This is a genomic window from Pseudomonas taetrolens, assembly GCF_900475285.1.
GTDB classification, from domain to species: Bacteria; Pseudomonadota; Gammaproteobacteria; order Pseudomonadales; family Pseudomonadaceae; genus Aquipseudomonas; species Aquipseudomonas taetrolens.
Window position 1 is genome coordinate 4,517,862 of sequence record NZ_LS483370.1, and the last position, 15,718, is coordinate 4,533,579.

Here is a 15,718-nt window from a genome sequence, read left to right on the forward strand (position 1 = left end):
TGTGTCCATTGGGTAAATGCAGCGATCTTTTACCCGTCGCGAGCCTATTCGCTCCGACAGGTTCTGATCGTCGCTCACAAAAAACCCCGGCACTTGCGTGCCGGGGTTTGGGGAAGACGTTCTACGGAATTAGCCGTTGAACACGTCATCCACGCTTTTCAGCGGGTAGTTCTTCGGGTACGGCAGGGTGGCGACGCCGGTCTCGATGGCCGCTTTGGCGACAGCATCGGAGATCAGGGTGATCAGGCGCACGTCCATTGGTTTCGGGATGATGTACTCACGACCGAATTCCAGCTTGATGCCGCCGTAAGCGTCACACACTTCTTGCGGCACTGGCAGTTTGGCCAGTTCACGCAGTGCGTTGGCCGCCGCGATTTTCATTTCTTCGTTGATGCGCTTGGCGCGAACGTCCAGAGCACCACGGAAGATGAACGGGAAGCCCAGTACGTTGTTGACCTGGTTCGGGTAGTCCGAACGGCCAGTGGCCATGATCACATCGTCACGCGTGGCGTGCGCCAGCTCTGGAGCGATTTCCGGGTCCGGGTTCGAGCAAGCGAACACGATCGGGTTTGGCGCCATGCGCAGCAGGTTCTCAGGGCTCAGCAGGTTAGGACCCGACAGACCGACAAACACGTCAGCGCCTTCCATTGCGTCTGCCAATGTGCGTTTTTCAGTCGCGTGTGCAAACACCGCTTTGTACTGGTTCAGATCGTCACGGCCGGAGTGGATGACGCCGGTACGGTCGACCATGTAGATGTTTTCGATCGTTGCACCCATGCTCACCAGCAACTTCATGCAGGAGATGGCTGCAGCGCCGGCGCCCAGGCAAACGATCTTGGCTTCAGCCAGGGTTTTGCCAGCGATTTCCAGGGCGTTGATCATGCCGGCAGCCGTCACGATAGCGGTGCCATGCTGGTCATCGTGGAACACCGGGATGTCGCATTGCTCGATCAGCGCGCGCTCGATCTCAAAGCACTCAGGGGCTTTGATGTCTTCGAGGTTGATGCCACCGAAGGTGATGGAAATGCGTTTAACGGTGTCAATGAAGGCTTGCGGACTTTCGGAGTCGACTTCAATGTCGAACACATCGATACCGGCAAAGCGCTTGAACAGCACGCCTTTGCCTTCCATAACCGGCTTGGAGGCCAATGGGCCGAGGTTACCCAGGCCCAGAATCGCGGTGCCATCAGAAATCACGGCGACCAGGTTGCCTTTGCCGGTGTATTGGTAGGCAAGCTCAGGGTCGCGGGCGATTTCGCGCACTGGTTCGGCTACACCCGGGCTATAGGCCAGCGCTAGATCGCGGGCGGTAGCGGTAGGTTTGGTAAGCTCGACACTCAGTTTCCCTGGGCGGGGCTGGGCATGATATTCGAGAGCGGCGGTTTTCAAATCAGACATGTGGGCATTCCGCTTTTTTGCTGTTGGACAGACGGATCGCCGAGCATACGCGTGTCGCAAAGTCCCGACAAGACTGACCAGTCAGCAGTGTCAAGGGCTTTGCCTTAAGACTTTGGCCCAAGAGCCGCGCCCGGCAAGGGTTATAGTGTCCACAATCTTATTTTAAAATTGTCTACAATTTTACTTCGCGCCGACGTTTATCATCCCTGGATGAGTCAATGAGAGCATCCAGCGCGCCTGCCCCGGCTTGAGCCCTCCACGTCGAGAACGATCCAGCACCCAACCACGCGCTTCAAGCTTAGAGCCCTGCAGACGGGCAAGGTCTTGCTGATCGAAATGTTTCAATTGACCGGCTGCAATATGCAGCACCACACCGCCCTGAAGATCGATCCAGAGGCCACCGCGATTACGCTGGACCTTGCTCACCGTGCCCCCCACTACAGCAAATCCGGAGCGGCTTATTTGCTGCGGCGCGAGCACCGGCGACTGTCGCCAAAGGCCCAACCTCGCAGCCCGCGCAGTACGCTCAGCCGCTTGCTGACAGTCGAGCAGCTCGACATTCGGGGCGATCGCCACCTGATACGCCAGACCATCGGCCAGCACTTTAGCTTCAAGGTTACTGCCATCGACACCAAAGACATGGGCCAGCGTACGTCCATAACGGTCCTGGGGCTGCTTGCCTGCCAACAACCCGACACGCCCACCACTCTGCGCGACCAGGTTTTGCAGCCGCTTGCGGGCGGCGTCGGCGAAGGGCTCGGCGGATTGGCCTTTTTTACCCGTTTCGGGGGCATTGAGGCCAATCATGCGCACGCTGCGTCCATCCTTGAGGCGCAACGTGTCGCCATCGACCACTTGCTGCACCCGGGCATAAGACAAGCCCCCCGGCGCAGGGCACAACGGCCCGGCCAGCACATTCGACAGCCAAATCGCAGGCACAAAAAAGGCGCCCGCGAGGGACGCCTTTTTCAATAACCTGGCCAGACCAAAAGGACCGTCCAAAGTCATGCGCCTTACTCGGCGGCTTTTTTCGTTGCGCCGAAAGCACCGAAACGAGTTTTGAAGCGATCAACACGACCGCCAACGTCCAGAGTTTTTTGCTTACCGGTGTAGAACGGGTGGCACTCGTTGCATACGTCAGTCGCCAGTGCTTTGCACAGGTTGGAGCGAGTCTGGAACTTGTTGCCGCAGCTGCAAGTTACTTCGATCACTTCGTACGCTGGATGGATATCGGCTTTCATGGGGTATTCCTCAGGCTAGCGTGCCGCCACTCAACACCATTGTTGAATACCGCACGTAAATTTAGGGCGCCGATAATACCAGACCTTTACATTGACGCAAGCGGCCAAGCATGCTCCTTCACTATTCATTCATCTGTAAACGCCTGGCCTTTTAGTCCCCGACCGCGTTGTCTGCTAGGCTCCGGGCCATATTTGCCGTTCATCACTTGAGAGCCCCGCGTGCCCGACGCCATTTTGCGCCTTGCCCTGCCTTCCCCCTTGCGCCGCCTGTTCGATTACCGGGCGCCGGCCGGCGTGCTGCGCCATCAATTACAGCCTGGCATGCGCTTGCGGGTACCGTTCGGGCGGCGTGAAATGATCGGCATTCTGGTCGAGGTGGTCGATCACAGTGAAGTGCCTGCAGACAAGCTCAAACCGGCCATCGCCCTGCTCGATGCCACCTCGCCGCTGCCCGCCTCATTATTCAAGCTGTGCCTGTGGACCTCGCAGTATTACCAGCACAGCTTGGGCGACACACTGAGCTGGGCGCTGCCCGTACTGTTGCGCCAGGGTGAACTGGCCGAAACCCGTCAGGAACGCTTCTGGCAAATTGCCCCCGGGGCCAGACTCGACGACCCGCGCATCGCCCGTGCCCCGCGCCAGCGTGAAGCCCTGGCGACCCTTGCCCAGCACCCCCATGGCGTCGCCCATCAACTGCTGAGCAAGTTGATGCTGAGCAAGGACAGCCTCGATCTGCTGCTGGCCAAAGAGCTGGTGCAGGTCGAGATTCGCCGTCATGCGCCGAGCGAGCGCCACGAACACTGGCTGGCACAGCCCGAATTGCCGCTCAACAGCGAACAGCGCGCAGCCTATGAAGCCATTCGCGCAGGCTTCGACAGCTTTCATGCCTTTTTGCTCGCTGGGGTCACAGGCAGCGGCAAGACCGAAGTGTATTTGCAACTGATCCGCGAAACCCTGCTGGCCGGCAAGCAAGCGCTGGTGCTGATCCCCGAGATCAACCTGGGGCCGCAAACCCTGGCTCGCTTCGAACAGCGTTTCAATGCGCGCATCGCCCTGGTGCATTCGGCCGTCAACGACCGCGAGCGCCTTGAAAGCTGGCTCGCCGCCCGCGATGGAGAGGCCGACATTATTATCGGCACCCGCTCGGCGCTGTTCACCCCGATGAAAAACCCGGGGCTGATCATCATCGACGAAGAACATGACGGCTCTTATAAGCAGCAGGAAGGGTTGCGCTACCACGCCCGGGACCTGGCACTGGTGCGTGCGCGTCAGGAAAACATCCCGATCGTGCTCGGTTCCGCCACGCCATCCCTCGAAAGCCTGCATAACGCCTACACCGGCCGCTATGGTCTGCTGCGCCTGAATGAACGTGCAGGCGGGGCCAAACAACCCCGTTTCCTGCGGCTGGATGTTAAAAGTCGCCCGCTGGACAGCGGTATTTCCGGCCCCATGCAACAAGCCATTGGCCAGACCCTCGCGGCAGGCCAGCAAGTGCTGGTGTTCCTCAACCGTCGCGGCTTCGCCCCTACGCTGCTGTGTCATGACTGCGGCTGGATGTCGGAGTGCCAGCGTTGCGATGCCCGAATGACCGTTCATCAGCGCTCTGGAGAACTGCGCTGCCACCACTGCGGCTATGTCGAGCGCGTGCCGCGCAATTGCCCGCAATGCGGCAAGGTCGATCTGCGGCCCGTGGGCGCAGGCACCGAACGGGCAGAAGAACGACTGGGAATTTTGTTTCCTGATTACCCCGTACTGCGGGTCGATCGCGACAGCACCTCGCGCAAGGACGCGATGAATCAGTTGTTTGCCACGATTCAAAAGGGCCAGCCGTGTATTTTGATCGGCACGCAAATGCTCGCCAAAGGTCATCACTTCCCGCGGGTGACCCTGGTTTCGATTCTGGATGCCGATGGCGGTTTATTCTCAGGTGACTTCCGCGCCAGCGAGCGCATGGCTCAATTGATCGTCCAGGTCGCTGGCCGTGCGGGGCGCGCCGAAGAACCGGGCAAAGTGATCATCCAGACCCATCTGGCTGACCATCCGCTGCTGATTCAATTGACCGAACAAGGTTACTTCGCTTTCGCCGAGCAAGCCTTGAGCGAGCGTCGGGCGGCCGGTTTACCGCCGTTTGCGCACTTGGCACTGCTGCGCGCCGAAGCCCACAAGCCGGGCCAGGCCGAAGGCTTTCTGGATGAAGCCTGCACTGAAGCCGAACGCCTGCTGGTCGAACTTAACCTGGGCGGCATCGAGTTGCTCGGCCCGGTACCGGCCCCCATGGAGCGCCGTGCCGGGCGCTATCGTGCCCAGTTTTTACTGCAAGCCACTGCCCGGGCGCCCCTGCATCGACTGCTCAACCAATGGCTGCTGATCCTGGAGCAAATGCCCAGTGGCCGTCAGGTACGCTGGTCGCTGGACGTCGATCCGGTCGACCTTTACTAAGCTGACGCAGTCACACGTTATAAATGAATACGTGTCACCCCATGAAGCATCGCTACCGGCTTGCGGCTTAAGGCTTGAAGCTTGCCGCCCCGTTAGCGGACAATACCCAGTTTTTCCACCTGCGCACTGAAGCGCTACCGCGCTTGCGGTCGAAAGAGAAGACCATGAAAGACACCATTCGCCAGCTGATTCAACAAGCCCTAGCTCAACTCGTCACAGAAGGTGTGTTGCCTGAAGGCCTGACGCCAGCGATTCAGGTGGAAAACGCCCGTGACAAGACTCACGGCGACTTCGCCAGCAACATCGCCATGATGCTGGCCAAGCCGGCCGGCATGAAGCCCCGCGACCTGGCCGAAAAAATCATCGCCGCGCTGCCGGCCGATGAGCAAATCAGCAAGACTGAAATCGCCGGCCCGGGCTTCCTGAACTTCTTCCAGAACACACAGGCCCTGGCCTCGCGCCTGGACGCAGCCCTGGCCGATACCCACATCGGCGTCCGCAAGGCTGCTCCAGCCATGCGCACCGTCATCGACATGTCCGCGCCCAACCTGGCCAAAGAGATGCACGTCGGCCACTTGCGCTCGACCATCATTGGCGACGGCGTGGCGCGCGTCCTGGAATTCCTCGGCGACGACGTCATTCGTCAAAACCACGTGGGCGACTGGGGCACCCAGTTCGGCATGCTGATGGCCTATCTGGAAGAAAACCCGATCACCAGCGACGAGTTGTCTGATCTCGAGAACTTCTACCGTGCGGCCAAGCAACGCTTTGACGAATCGCCCGAGTTTGCGGATCGCGCCCGCAGCCTGGTGGTCAAGCTGCAAGCCGGCGACGCGGACTGCCTGGCCCTGTGGACAAAGTTCAAAGACATCTCGCTGTCGCATTGCCAGAAAATCTACGAACTCTTGAACGTAAAACTGACCATGGCCGACGTGATGGGCGAAAGCGCCTACAACGACGACCTGATCAATGTGGTCAATGACCTCAAGGCCAAGGGCATGCTGGTCGAGAGTAACGGCGCTCAGTGCGTGTTCCTCGACGAGTTCAAGAACGCCGAAGGCGAGCCGCTGCCCGTCATCATCGTCAAGGCTGACGGTGGCTATCTGTACGCCACTACCGACTTGGCAGCCATCCGCTATCGCAGCGGTGTATTGAAAGCCGATCGCGTCCTGTACTTCGTTGACCAGCGTCAGGCGCTGCACTTCCAGCAGGTGTTCGCCGTAGCACGCAAGGCCGGTTTCATCACCCACCCGATGGAAATGGAACACATGGGCTTCGGCACCATGAACGGTGCTGACGGCCGTCCGTTCAAGACCCGCGACGGTGGCACGGTAAAACTGATCGACCTGCTCAACGAAGCCAAAGAGCGCGCCTACACGCTGGTTAAAGAGAAAAACCCGGAACTGGCGGAAGAAGAACTGCGCGCAATCGCCAAAGTGGTCGGCATTGGTGCCGTGAAATACGCGGACTTGTCCAAGCACCGTACCAGCGACTACAGCTTCAACTTCGACCTGATGTTGAATTTCGAAGGCAATACCGCACCGTACCTGCTGTATGCCTACACCCGTGTGGCAGGTGTTTTCCGCAAGCTGGGCAAGCGTTTCGATCAAGTAGACGGCCATATCGTGCTGGCAGCGCCGCAAGAACAAGAGCTGGCAGCCAAACTGGCTCAGTTCGGTGAAGTCCTGAACAACGTTGCAGAAAAAGGCACGCCGCACACCCTGTGCACGTACCTGTACGATGTGGCAGGCCTGTTCTCCAGCTTCTACGAGAACTGCCCGATCCTGAACGCCGAAGACGAAGCACAGAAACAAAGCCGCCTGCGCCTGGCAGCACTGGCCGGCCGTACTCTCAAGCAAGGCCTGGAACTGCTGGGTCTGGAAACTCTGGAGCGCATGTAAGTTGGCCGCCAAGAAAAAACCTGCCCCAAAGCGCGGCGCCAGCCGGTATCAGGCACCGACCAAAAAACCGATCCCGGGTTGGCTATGGATGGCCATCGGCCTGACCGTAGGCGCCTTTATCGTTTTTTTGATGAAGCTCGAGCCTGGCAAGGGCGACGACGTCAAACGGGTCAAGCAAGAGCAGCAAAAGGCTTCGCAAGTCGCTGAGGCCAATAAAACCGCTCCGAGCCCGACGCAGCCGGTCAAGCCAAAGTACGACTTCTATACGCTGCTGCCCGAGTCTGAAGTGATCGTGCCGCCAGAGGCCGTACCGGAAAAAACCCTGCCGACGCCACAAACTGCGCCATTGAAGCCGGTGACGCCTGCCGAGGCGGCAAAAATCGACACGGTCCGTGCTCAGGCCGCCCTGAATGGCCTCACCCCGCCACCTGCGCCACCGGTGGCCAAGGCGGCACCGGTGACCAAGTTCTTCCTGCAAGCGGGCTCGTTCCGCAAGCAAGCCGATGCCGACAAGGTGCGTGCGCAAATCATCCTGCTCGGCCAGTCCGCCTCGGTCGAATCGGGCACGGTGAAAGACGAAACCTGGTATCGAGTGCTGGTCGGCCCGTTCAGTAACCGCGAACAACTGACCGTGGCCCAAAAGCAATTGGCGAGTGGCGGGTTCAACAACCTGTTGCTGCAACAACGCCGCTGACCATCACGAGCACGCTCGCGCCTGCAGGCAGCGCGAGCGTGCTCACGATGACGTCCCTCCATTCATCCGCATTCCCTCCCCGCTGTTGAAATATCCGCGACAACCCCCATATGTATCTCCATCAGGCATTTTCGCCCCGCTGCGTGGAGACTCTCCCTTGACCACCATCGTTTCAGTACGCCGCCACGGCAAAGTCGTCATGGCTGGCGACGGCCAGGTTTCCCTTGGCAATACCGTGATGAAAGGCAACGCGAAAAAAGTCCGTCGTCTCTATCACGGCCAGGTTATCGCCGGTTTCGCCGGTGCCACCGCTGATGCATTTACCCTGTTCGAACGCTTTGAAGGCCAACTGGAAAAACACCAGGGCCATCTGGTTCGCGCCGCTGTCGAGTTGGCCAAAGAATGGCGTACCGACCGCTCGCTGAGCCGCCTTGAAGCCATGCTGGCCGTGGCCAACAAAGACGCGTCCTTGATCATCACCGGTAACGGTGACGTGGTTGAGCCGGAAGACGGCTTGATCGCTATGGGCTCAGGCGGTGCATTCGCCCAAGCAGCAGCCCGCGCCCTGTTGATGAAAACCGAGCTTTCGGCCCGTGAAATCGCCGAAACAGCACTCGGCATTGCTGGCGACATCTGCGTGTTCACCAACCACAACATCACTATTGAGGAGCAGGACCTCGCCGAGTAAGCCACTTGTCGGGCCCATTGCCGGCCCGTTTGTGTACCTTGATTCAGCTAGAGGAACGCCAATTACTATGTCCATGACTCCCCGCGAAATTGTCCACGAACTCAATCGCCACATCATCGGCCAGGACGACGCCAAGCGCGCCGTTGCCATTGCCCTGCGTAACCGCTGGCGCCGGATGCAGCTGCCCGAAGAGCTGCGCGTTGAGGTCACCCCGAAAAACATCCTGATGATCGGCCCGACCGGTGTCGGCAAAACCGAAATCGCACGTCGCCTGGCCAAACTGGCCAACGCACCGTTCATCAAGGTTGAAGCCACCAAGTTCACCGAAGTTGGTTATGTCGGTCGTGACGTCGAGTCGATCATTCGTGATCTGGCTGACGCCGCCATCAAGCTGCTGCGCGAGCAAGAGATCGTCAAGGTTCGCCATCGTGCCGAAGATGCCGCTGAAGAGCGCATTCTGGACGCCCTGCTGCCGCCAGCGCGCACGTTCGGCGAAGAAGCCGCCGTACCGCAGGACTCCAACACCCGCCAGCTGTTCCGCAAGCGTCTGCGTGAAGGCCAGCTGGACGACAAGGAAATCGAAATCGAAGTCGCCGATGTGGCGGGGGTTGATATCTCCGCGCCACCTGGCATGGAAGAGATGACCAATCAGCTGCAAAGCCTGTTTGCCAACATGGGTAAAGGCAAGCGCAAAAGCCGCAAGCTGAAAGTCAAAGAAGCCCTGAAAATGGTGCGTGACGAAGAAGCCGGCCGTCTGGTCAATGATGAAGAACTCAAGGCCAAGGCCCTGGAAGCGGTTGAGCAGCACGGCATTGTGTTTATCGATGAAATCGACAAGGTTGCCAAGCGCGGTAATGTCGGCGGCGCCGATGTGTCCCGTGAAGGCGTTCAACGCGACCTGTTGCCCTTGATCGAAGGCTGCACCGTCAACACCAAACTGGGCATGGTCAAAACCGACCACATCCTGTTTATCGCGTCCGGTGCGTTCCACCTGAGCAAGCCAAGCGATCTGGTGCCCGAACTACAAGGTCGCCTGCCAATCCGGGTCGAACTCAAGGCGCTGACACCAGAAGACTTCGAACGCATTCTCAGCGAGCCACATGCTTCGCTGACCGAGCAATACCGCGAGCTGCTGAAAACCGAAGGCCTGAACATCGAGTTCCAGCCTGAAGGGATCAAGCGCCTGGCCGAAATCGCCTGGCAGGTGAACGAAAAAACCGAGAACATCGGTGCTCGCCGCCTGCACACGCTGCTTGAGCGTTTGCTCGAAGAGGTTTCTTTCAGTGCCGGTGATATCGCCAGTGCACAAAAAGACGAGCCGATTCGCATCGACGCCGACTACGTGAACAGCCATCTGGGCGAGCTGGCCGAAAACGAAGACCTCTCGCGCTACATCTTGTAAGCCCGCGTGCACACCTTGTAGCCGCTGCTGCAGGCTGCGATCGCCAACCTCGTTGGCGCAGGATCTTGAGATCACTGAAGGCCTTTGGCCTTATCGCAACCTGCGGCAGCGGCTACAGTGCTTATGCGATGACCATAGGTTATGACCATGATTCCCAGCGCCATCAACCTGCACAAAGCCTCGAAGACCCTCACCCTCAAATACCCGTCAGGCGAAGAGTTTCATCTGCCTGCCGAATTTCTGCGCGTGCATTCCCCCTCCGCCGAGGTTCAAGGCCACGGCAAGCCGATTCTGCAATTTGGCAAAATCAATGTTGGCCTGAGCAAGGTCGAACCTGCTGGCCAGTACGCCTTGAAGTTGACCTTTGACGACGGCCACGACAGCGGCCTGTTTACCTGGGATTACCTGTATCAATTGGGTCAACGCCAGGAAGATTTGTGGGCCGACTATCTGGCCGAACTGAAAAAAGCCGGAAAATCCCGCGACCCTTCCGAATCCATCGTCAAATTGATGCTGTAACCGCACCGCAAGCCCTGCAGAAGCGCGCGGGTCGCTCCTGCAGGCACAACCGTCTCAAGAAGCTGGCGTAGCCGGTTTAACTTCAGAAGCGGTTGATGTCGGGGCGGCAGGGGCTTTTGCGGCGGTCGGTTTTTTACTCGCAGCCGGTTTTTTGGCCGCAGGCTTTTTAGCGGCTGCAGGTTTGGCTGCAGCGGGTTTCACCGCGGGCTTGGAGGCCGGTTTGGTCGCTGGTTTTGCGGCGGGTTTGGCTGCCGCTTTAGCCGCCGGTTTGGCAGCCACTTTTGGCGCAGGTTTCGCGGCCGCTTTAACCGTAGCCCTAGCCGGAGCCGGCTTGCTGGCCGCCGTGGTTTTGGTGGCCGTCACCTTGGCAGCGGCCGCCGTCAGTTTTTCAATGTGCTTGGTGAGTGTCTCAACCTTGGCGTGCAGGGCCTTGACCTCATCACGACTCGGTACACCCATGCGCGAAATCGCGCTGCTCAGGCGCTTGTCGAAGGCTTCCTCCAATTCACTCCATTTACCCAGCGCCAATTCTTTAACGTCTTCGACCTTGGAACGGGTGGACGTTGTCGCCTTGGGCCCTGAAGCCTTGGTCAGTTTCTCCGCCTTTTCGCCATCCTTGACCAGACTGTCAAACAGCTTGCTGCCGTCTGCGTCAATCTTTGAGTACACGCCCAAGCCTGCCAGCCAGATTTTGCGTGAATACTCTTCAACCTTGCTTGCCCACGTATTGCTTTCTTTTGCAGCCGGTTTCTTAGCAGCCATCGTGTTCCCCTCAATGTGCAGTCGCGACGTCAGTGAGCCAGATCGTCGAATCATCAAGATGAACAAAATGCTCACCTGAATCAGGTGTAGACGCTAAGTCCGCTTGCTGCCAGTCGAATCAGAAGCTGGCAGCAACGCTGCGTTCACCCTCAGGCCAGCGCTTTATCCAGTGAGCGCTCGATTTCAGCTTGAATCATGCCGCTCATCGCCGACATCAATAGCCCCAGTTGCACATCAACCTTGATGGTTTTTTCGCCAATCGCCAATGTACCGTTAACCCCGGAACGCTTGAGTTTTACCGTGTCACCCGACCAGTCAGGGGTCAGCCCGTACTGCCCTGCCAGCTTTTCCACCAGTGGCCTGGCTTTTTCACGTGCAGCTTCAAGGCCCAGGCTGTGGGTACGTTCAACACTGATATGTGCCATTGGTTCACTCCAGATAGATAAGGCCGTCACTATACTTACCTTCACCCTCGTCAAGACAAAGCCGGCCACCGGGATTAGAATGGCCAGCATTCTCTTCTGGTGACAGCGATATGACTGATCAGCGCAAAGGCAGCGATGCCGAACCCACCACTCACTTCGGCTTCAAAAACGTACCGGAAAGCCAAAAGGCGGAAAAAGTCGCCGAGGTGTTCCATTCGGTAGCCGGTAAATATGACTTGATGAACGACGTTCTGTCGGGCGGCATGCACCGCCTGTGGAAGCGCTTCACCATCGAGCTCTCTGGCGTACGCCCAGGTAACCGGGTGCTGGACATCGCGGGCGGCACCGGCGACCTCGCCCGCAAGTTTTCGCACCTGGTAGGCCCCACCGGCCAGGTCGTGCTGGCCGACATCAACGCCTCCATGCTCAAGGTCGGCCGCGATCGGCTGCTGGACAAAGGCGTGGCGGGCAACATTGAGTTCGTTCAGGCCGACGCTGAAAAGCTGCCGTTCCCGGACAACCACTTCGATTGCGTGACCATCGCTTTCGGCCTGCGCAACGTGACCCACAAAGAAGACGCCCTGCGCTCCATGCTGCGCGTACTCAAGCCGGGCGGCCGTTTGTTGGTCCTGGAGTTCTCCAAGCCGACCAACGCATTGATGTCCAAAGTCTACGACGCCTATTCGTTCGCCTTTATGCCAATGGTGGGCAAGCTGATCCTCAACGACCCGGAGAGCTATCGCTACCTGGCCGAATCGATCCGCATGCACCCTAACCAGGAGACGCTGAAGTCGATGATGGTCGAAGCCGGTTTTGACCGTGTGACCTACCACAACATGACCTCAGGCATCGTCGCGCTGCACCGCGGCATCAAGCCCTGATGTTGCTCAGTGGCCTTCTCGCCAGCGTCGAGGGCGGTATCAACCGCGTCTTGCGCCTGGACAGCACTGCCTTGGCGCGCTTGCAGCCCTTGACCGGCAAAGTGATTGCGGTCGAATGCGCGAGCCCGTCCCTGCACCTGTTTATCATGCCTGGCGATGAAGGCCTGCTGCTGGCTGCCCACTGGGCGGCCGACGCTGATTGCACACTGCGAGCCCCCGTTTCCAGCTTGATGCGCCTGGCACTGAGCAAAGACAAAAGCACCCTGTTGCACAGCCCCGAGGTCGAACTCGAAGGCGACAGCGCCGTGCTGATGGAACTGGCGGCAGTGCTGCAAGACCTGGAGCTGGACTGGGAGTACCAACTCTCGCGCTGGATCGGTCCCGTGGCCACGGCATTGATCGGCGGCCATCTGCGCAGCCGCGCCAACTGGTATCAGCAGGGGTTCGCCAGTCTCAACCAGAACCTGGCCGAATACCTGAGCGAAGAAGCCCGCACGTTGGTCGGTGAAAATGAAGCGCAAGCGCGCTTTGACGAACTCGACCAGCTCAAACTCGATCTGGATCGCCTTGAGGCGCGCTTTGAGCGCCTTTCCCGATCCCTCAATTCCAGCGATAACGCATGAAGCTGCTTGCCATACGCCGTTTGTTTCGTATCCAGCGCGTCGTCATTCGCTACCGCCTTGATGATTTGCTGTTTGCCCTGCCATTACCCTGGTGGATGCTCTCACTGCGCTATGCGCTGCCGTGGCGCTGGTTTCCCCGTAAAAAGCTGGAGCTGAGCCGGGGCGCAGCCCTGCGTCTGGCATTGCAGGACCTGGGGCCGATTTTCATCAAGTTCGGGCAAATCCTGTCCACGCGTCGCGACTTGCTGCCTGCCGATATCGCTGATGAGCTGATGCTGTTGCAAGACCGCGTGCCGCCGTTCGATCCGCAACTGGCGGTCAAACTGATCGAAGAACAGCTGGGGGCAACGATCAACGACGTGTTCAGCCGTTTTGACATCGAACCGCTGGCGTCAGCCTCCGTTGCCCAGGTGCACTCGGCCAAGCTCAAGACCGGCGAAGAAGTGGTGGTCAAGGTTGTGCGTCCGGGCCTCAAACCGATCATCGGCTCTGACCTGGCCTGGCTGTTCATTCTGGCCAAAACCGCCGAGCGCCTGAGTGCCGATGCGCGTTTGTTGCACCCGGTGGACGTCGTCAGCGACTACGAAAAAACCATCTACGACGAGCTCGACCTGCTGCGCGAGGCTGCCAACGCCAGCCAGCTCAAGCGTAACTTCGAAGGTTCGCCGCTGCTCTACGTACCCCAGATTTACTGGGACTGGTGCCGCCCCAAAGTCCTGGTCATGGAGCGTATCTACGGGGTCCAGGTCACCGATCTGGCCACCCTTGCCGACCAGCGCACGGACATGAAGCTGCTGGCTGAGCGCGGGGTCGAGATTTTCTTCACCCAAGTGTTCCGTGACAGTTTCTTTCACGCCGACATGCACCCGGGCAACATCTTCGTCAGCACCGTCAGCCCGTGGAGCCCGCAGTACATCGCCATCGACTGCGGCATCGTGGGCAGCCTGACCCCCGAAGACCAGGACTACCTCGCCCGCAACCTGTTCGCCTTTTTCAAGCGTGATTACCGGCGTGTGGCTCAGCTGCATATCGATTCGGGCTGGGTACCGGCACACACCAAGCTCAACGAGTTTGAAGCAGCGATCCGCACCGTGTGCGAGCCGATATTCGAAAAGCCACTGAAAGAAATCTCCTTCGGCCAGGTGCTGATGCGTTTGTTCCAGACCGCGCGACGCTTCAACATGGAAGTCCAGCCGCAGTTGGTCCTGTTGCAAAAAACCCTGCTCAACATTGAAGGCCTGGGCCGCCAGCTGTACCCCGACCTCGATCTGTGGAGCACGGCCCAACCGTTCCTTGAACGCTGGATGCGTGAACGCGTCAGCCCCAAAACGTTGCTGCGCAACCTGCATAGCCAGGTCGAGCAAATCCCGCATCTGGCCGGTATGACCCGCGATCTGCTGGAGCGCATGTCACAACCTCACGCCAAAAATCAGCAGCTGATCGTGCGCGAGCCCAAGGACGGCTGGTTCCTGCGCTTGCTGGGTGCCGGGCATCTGGCCGCGGGGGCCCTGCTGGCCAGTGTCGGCCCGCTGCACACCGCTGGCTATTGGCCGGCCGGGATCCTGCTGGCCGTAGGCTTGTACCTGATCGTGCGCCGATAAATGGCAACTCCGCAGGAGTTCTAGCCACTACTGGGTGAGGCTGGCAAACTATGAAATCGCCGGCCTGAGCCATAAGGCCAAGAGCCGTTGTTGGAGTCAAACATGAAAGACTGGCTGGACGAGATCAAATGGGACAGCGACGGCCTGGTGCCGGCGATTGCCCAAGACCACAAAACCGGGCGCGTCCTGATGATGGCCTGGATGAACCGCGAATCGCTGGCCCTGACGGCTGCCGAAAACCGTGCCATCTACTGGTCACGTTCGCGTGGCAAACTGTGGCGCAAGGGTGAAGAGTCCGGCCATGTGCAAAAACTGCATGAAATGCGCCTGGACTGTGACGCCGACGTCATCATCCTGATGGTTGAGCAAATCGGTGACATCGCCTGCCATACCGGTCGTCAGAGCTGCTTCTACCGCGTCTACGAAAACGCCGCGTGGAAAACAGTAGACCCGGTGCTTAAAGATCCACATGCCATTTATAACGCAGGACATTCCCATGACTGACACCTTGAGCCGCGTCGCCCAAGTGCTTGAGGCACGCAAAGGCGCCACGCCAGACAGCTCCTATGTCGCCAGCCTTTACCACAAGGGCCTGAACAAGATACTGGAGAAGGTCGGGGAAGAGTCGATCGAGACCATCATCGCAGCCAAGGACGCCGCCATCAGCGGTGACTGCAGCGATGTCATCTATGAAACGGCAGACCTGTGGTTCCACAGCATGATCATGCTCGCTCAACTGGGCCAGCATCCACAGGCTGTGCTGGATGAACTCGAACGCCGCATCGGCACCTCCGGCCACGTGGAAAAAGCCTCGCGGCCTTCCGCCTAAACCTCTTCGCTAAGGAGCTCATCATGGGCATTTTTGACTGGAAACACTGGGTCGTCATTCTGATCGTCGTGGTCCTGGTTTTCGGCACCAAAAAACTGAAAAACCTGGGTACTGACGTCGGCGAATCGATCAAAGGCTTTCGCAAGGCCATGAACGACGACGAAAAACCCGCTGAACCCGTGGTTCCGCCTGCACAGCCCACCGCTGCGCCACAACAGCCACACACCACTTCGACCTTGAACGAGCCGCACACGATTGACGTGCAGGCACAAAAAGTCGAAGAGCCGACCCGCAAAGACGTGTGAGCCAAAACTA

Annotated in this window: 17 protein-coding genes; 12 read left to right on the forward strand and 5 right to left on the reverse strand. The window is 59.0% G+C overall.

What is annotated here, in order from left to right:
- Positions 1-129: 129 nt before the first annotated feature.
- The 3 genes from DQN55_RS20755 to rpmE form a co-directional block, all read right to left on the reverse strand.
- Positions 130-1,398, reverse strand: coding sequence for a malic enzyme-like NAD(P)-binding protein (locus tag DQN55_RS20755; protein ID WP_048384043.1), 1,269 nt, complete (start codon positions 1,396-1,398; stop codon positions 130-132).
- A gap of 180 nt (positions 1,399-1,578) precedes the next feature.
- The gene (locus tag DQN55_RS20760; RefSeq protein ID WP_048384044.1) at positions 1,579-2,406 is read right to left on the reverse strand and encodes a thermonuclease family protein; all 828 of its coding nucleotides are present in this window, start codon (positions 2,404-2,406) and stop codon (positions 1,579-1,581) included.
- 5 nt (positions 2,407-2,411) lie between these two features.
- Positions 2,412-2,639, reverse strand: a complete 228-nt coding sequence (rpmE, locus tag DQN55_RS20765; RefSeq protein ID WP_048384046.1) for a 50S ribosomal protein L31 — start codon at positions 2,637-2,639, stop codon at positions 2,412-2,414.
- 219 nt (positions 2,640-2,858) lie between these two features.
- Between rpmE and DQN55_RS20770 the strand changes: the two genes are divergently transcribed.
- The 6 genes from DQN55_RS20770 (at position 2,859) to DQN55_RS20795 (ending at position 10,282) form a co-directional block, all read left to right on the forward strand.
- Entirely contained in the window at positions 2,859-5,078 is a 2,220-nt protein-coding gene (locus DQN55_RS20770; RefSeq protein ID WP_048384048.1) for a primosomal protein N', read from the forward strand.
- A gap of 164 nt (positions 5,079-5,242) precedes the next feature.
- Positions 5,243-6,979 (forward strand): arginine--tRNA ligase, encoded by a 1,737-nt coding sequence (gene argS, locus DQN55_RS20775; RefSeq protein ID WP_048384050.1) that lies wholly within the window; start codon positions 5,243-5,245, stop codon positions 6,977-6,979.
- A 1-nt stretch (position 6,980) separates the two neighbouring features.
- Complete coding sequence (locus DQN55_RS20780) at positions 6,981-7,673, forward strand: SPOR domain-containing protein (protein WP_048384052.1); 693 nt, start codon at positions 6,981-6,983, stop codon at positions 7,671-7,673.
- A gap of 157 nt (positions 7,674-7,830) precedes the next feature.
- Positions 7,831-8,361 carry an ATP-dependent protease subunit HslV gene (gene hslV / locus DQN55_RS20785; protein ID WP_016783176.1) on the forward strand — a complete coding sequence of 177 codons (531 nt, stop codon included), beginning with the start codon at positions 7,831-7,833 and terminating at the stop codon, positions 8,359-8,361.
- Positions 8,362-8,428: 67 nt separating this feature from the next.
- Positions 8,429-9,763: an ATP-dependent protease ATPase subunit HslU gene (gene hslU / locus DQN55_RS20790; protein WP_048384054.1), complete on the forward strand. Its 1,335-nt coding sequence runs from the start codon at positions 8,429-8,431 to the stop codon at positions 9,761-9,763.
- 147 nt (positions 9,764-9,910) lie between these two features.
- The gene (locus DQN55_RS20795) at positions 9,911-10,282 is read left to right on the forward strand and encodes a gamma-butyrobetaine hydroxylase family protein (protein WP_172601067.1); all 372 of its coding nucleotides are present in this window, start codon (positions 9,911-9,913) and stop codon (positions 10,280-10,282) included.
- Between the two features lie 54 nt (positions 10,283-10,336).
- On the opposite strand, the gene DQN55_RS20800 is transcribed toward DQN55_RS20795, so the two are convergent.
- Positions 10,337-11,044 (reverse strand): phasin family protein, encoded by a 708-nt coding sequence (locus DQN55_RS20800; protein ID WP_048384057.1) that lies wholly within the window; start codon positions 11,042-11,044, stop codon positions 10,337-10,339.
- A gap of 149 nt (positions 11,045-11,193) precedes the next feature.
- On the reverse strand, positions 11,194-11,469 hold the full coding sequence (locus tag DQN55_RS20805) for a polyhydroxyalkanoic acid system family protein (protein ID WP_048384058.1): 276 nt from the start codon (positions 11,467-11,469) through the stop codon (positions 11,194-11,196).
- Positions 11,470-11,579: 110 nt separating this feature from the next.
- Here DQN55_RS20805 and ubiE point away from each other — a divergent pair, with 110 nt between their 5' ends.
- From ubiE to DQN55_RS20835, 6 genes are all read left to right on the forward strand, one after another.
- Complete coding sequence (gene ubiE, locus DQN55_RS20810) at positions 11,580-12,350, forward strand: bifunctional demethylmenaquinone methyltransferase/2-methoxy-6-polyprenyl-1,4-benzoquinol methylase UbiE (protein ID WP_048384063.1); 771 nt, start codon at positions 11,580-11,582, stop codon at positions 12,348-12,350.
- A complete protein-coding gene (locus tag DQN55_RS20815; protein ID WP_074703060.1) occupies positions 12,350-12,973 on the forward strand; it encodes a ubiquinone biosynthesis accessory factor UbiJ in 624 nt (207 codons plus the stop codon). The genes ubiE and DQN55_RS20815 overlap by 1 nt, the downstream gene beginning before the upstream one ends.
- On the forward strand, positions 12,970-14,574 hold the full coding sequence (gene ubiB, locus DQN55_RS20820) for a ubiquinone biosynthesis regulatory protein kinase UbiB (RefSeq protein ID WP_048384064.1): 1,605 nt from the start codon (positions 12,970-12,972) through the stop codon (positions 14,572-14,574). Before DQN55_RS20815 ends, ubiB begins: the two co-directional genes overlap by 4 nt.
- Positions 14,575-14,676: 102 nt before the next feature.
- On the forward strand, positions 14,677-15,078 hold the full coding sequence (hisI, locus tag DQN55_RS20825; protein ID WP_048384065.1) for a phosphoribosyl-AMP cyclohydrolase: 402 nt from the start codon (positions 14,677-14,679) through the stop codon (positions 15,076-15,078).
- Positions 15,071-15,403, forward strand: a complete 333-nt coding sequence (locus DQN55_RS20830; RefSeq protein ID WP_016783168.1) for a phosphoribosyl-ATP diphosphatase — start codon at positions 15,071-15,073, stop codon at positions 15,401-15,403. Before hisI ends, DQN55_RS20830 begins: the two co-directional genes overlap by 8 nt.
- Before the next feature lie 23 nt (positions 15,404-15,426).
- Positions 15,427-15,708, forward strand: a complete 282-nt coding sequence (locus tag DQN55_RS20835; RefSeq protein ID WP_048384068.1) for a twin-arginine translocase TatA/TatE family subunit — start codon at positions 15,427-15,429, stop codon at positions 15,706-15,708.
- The last annotated feature ends 10 nt before the right edge of the window (positions 15,709-15,718 follow it).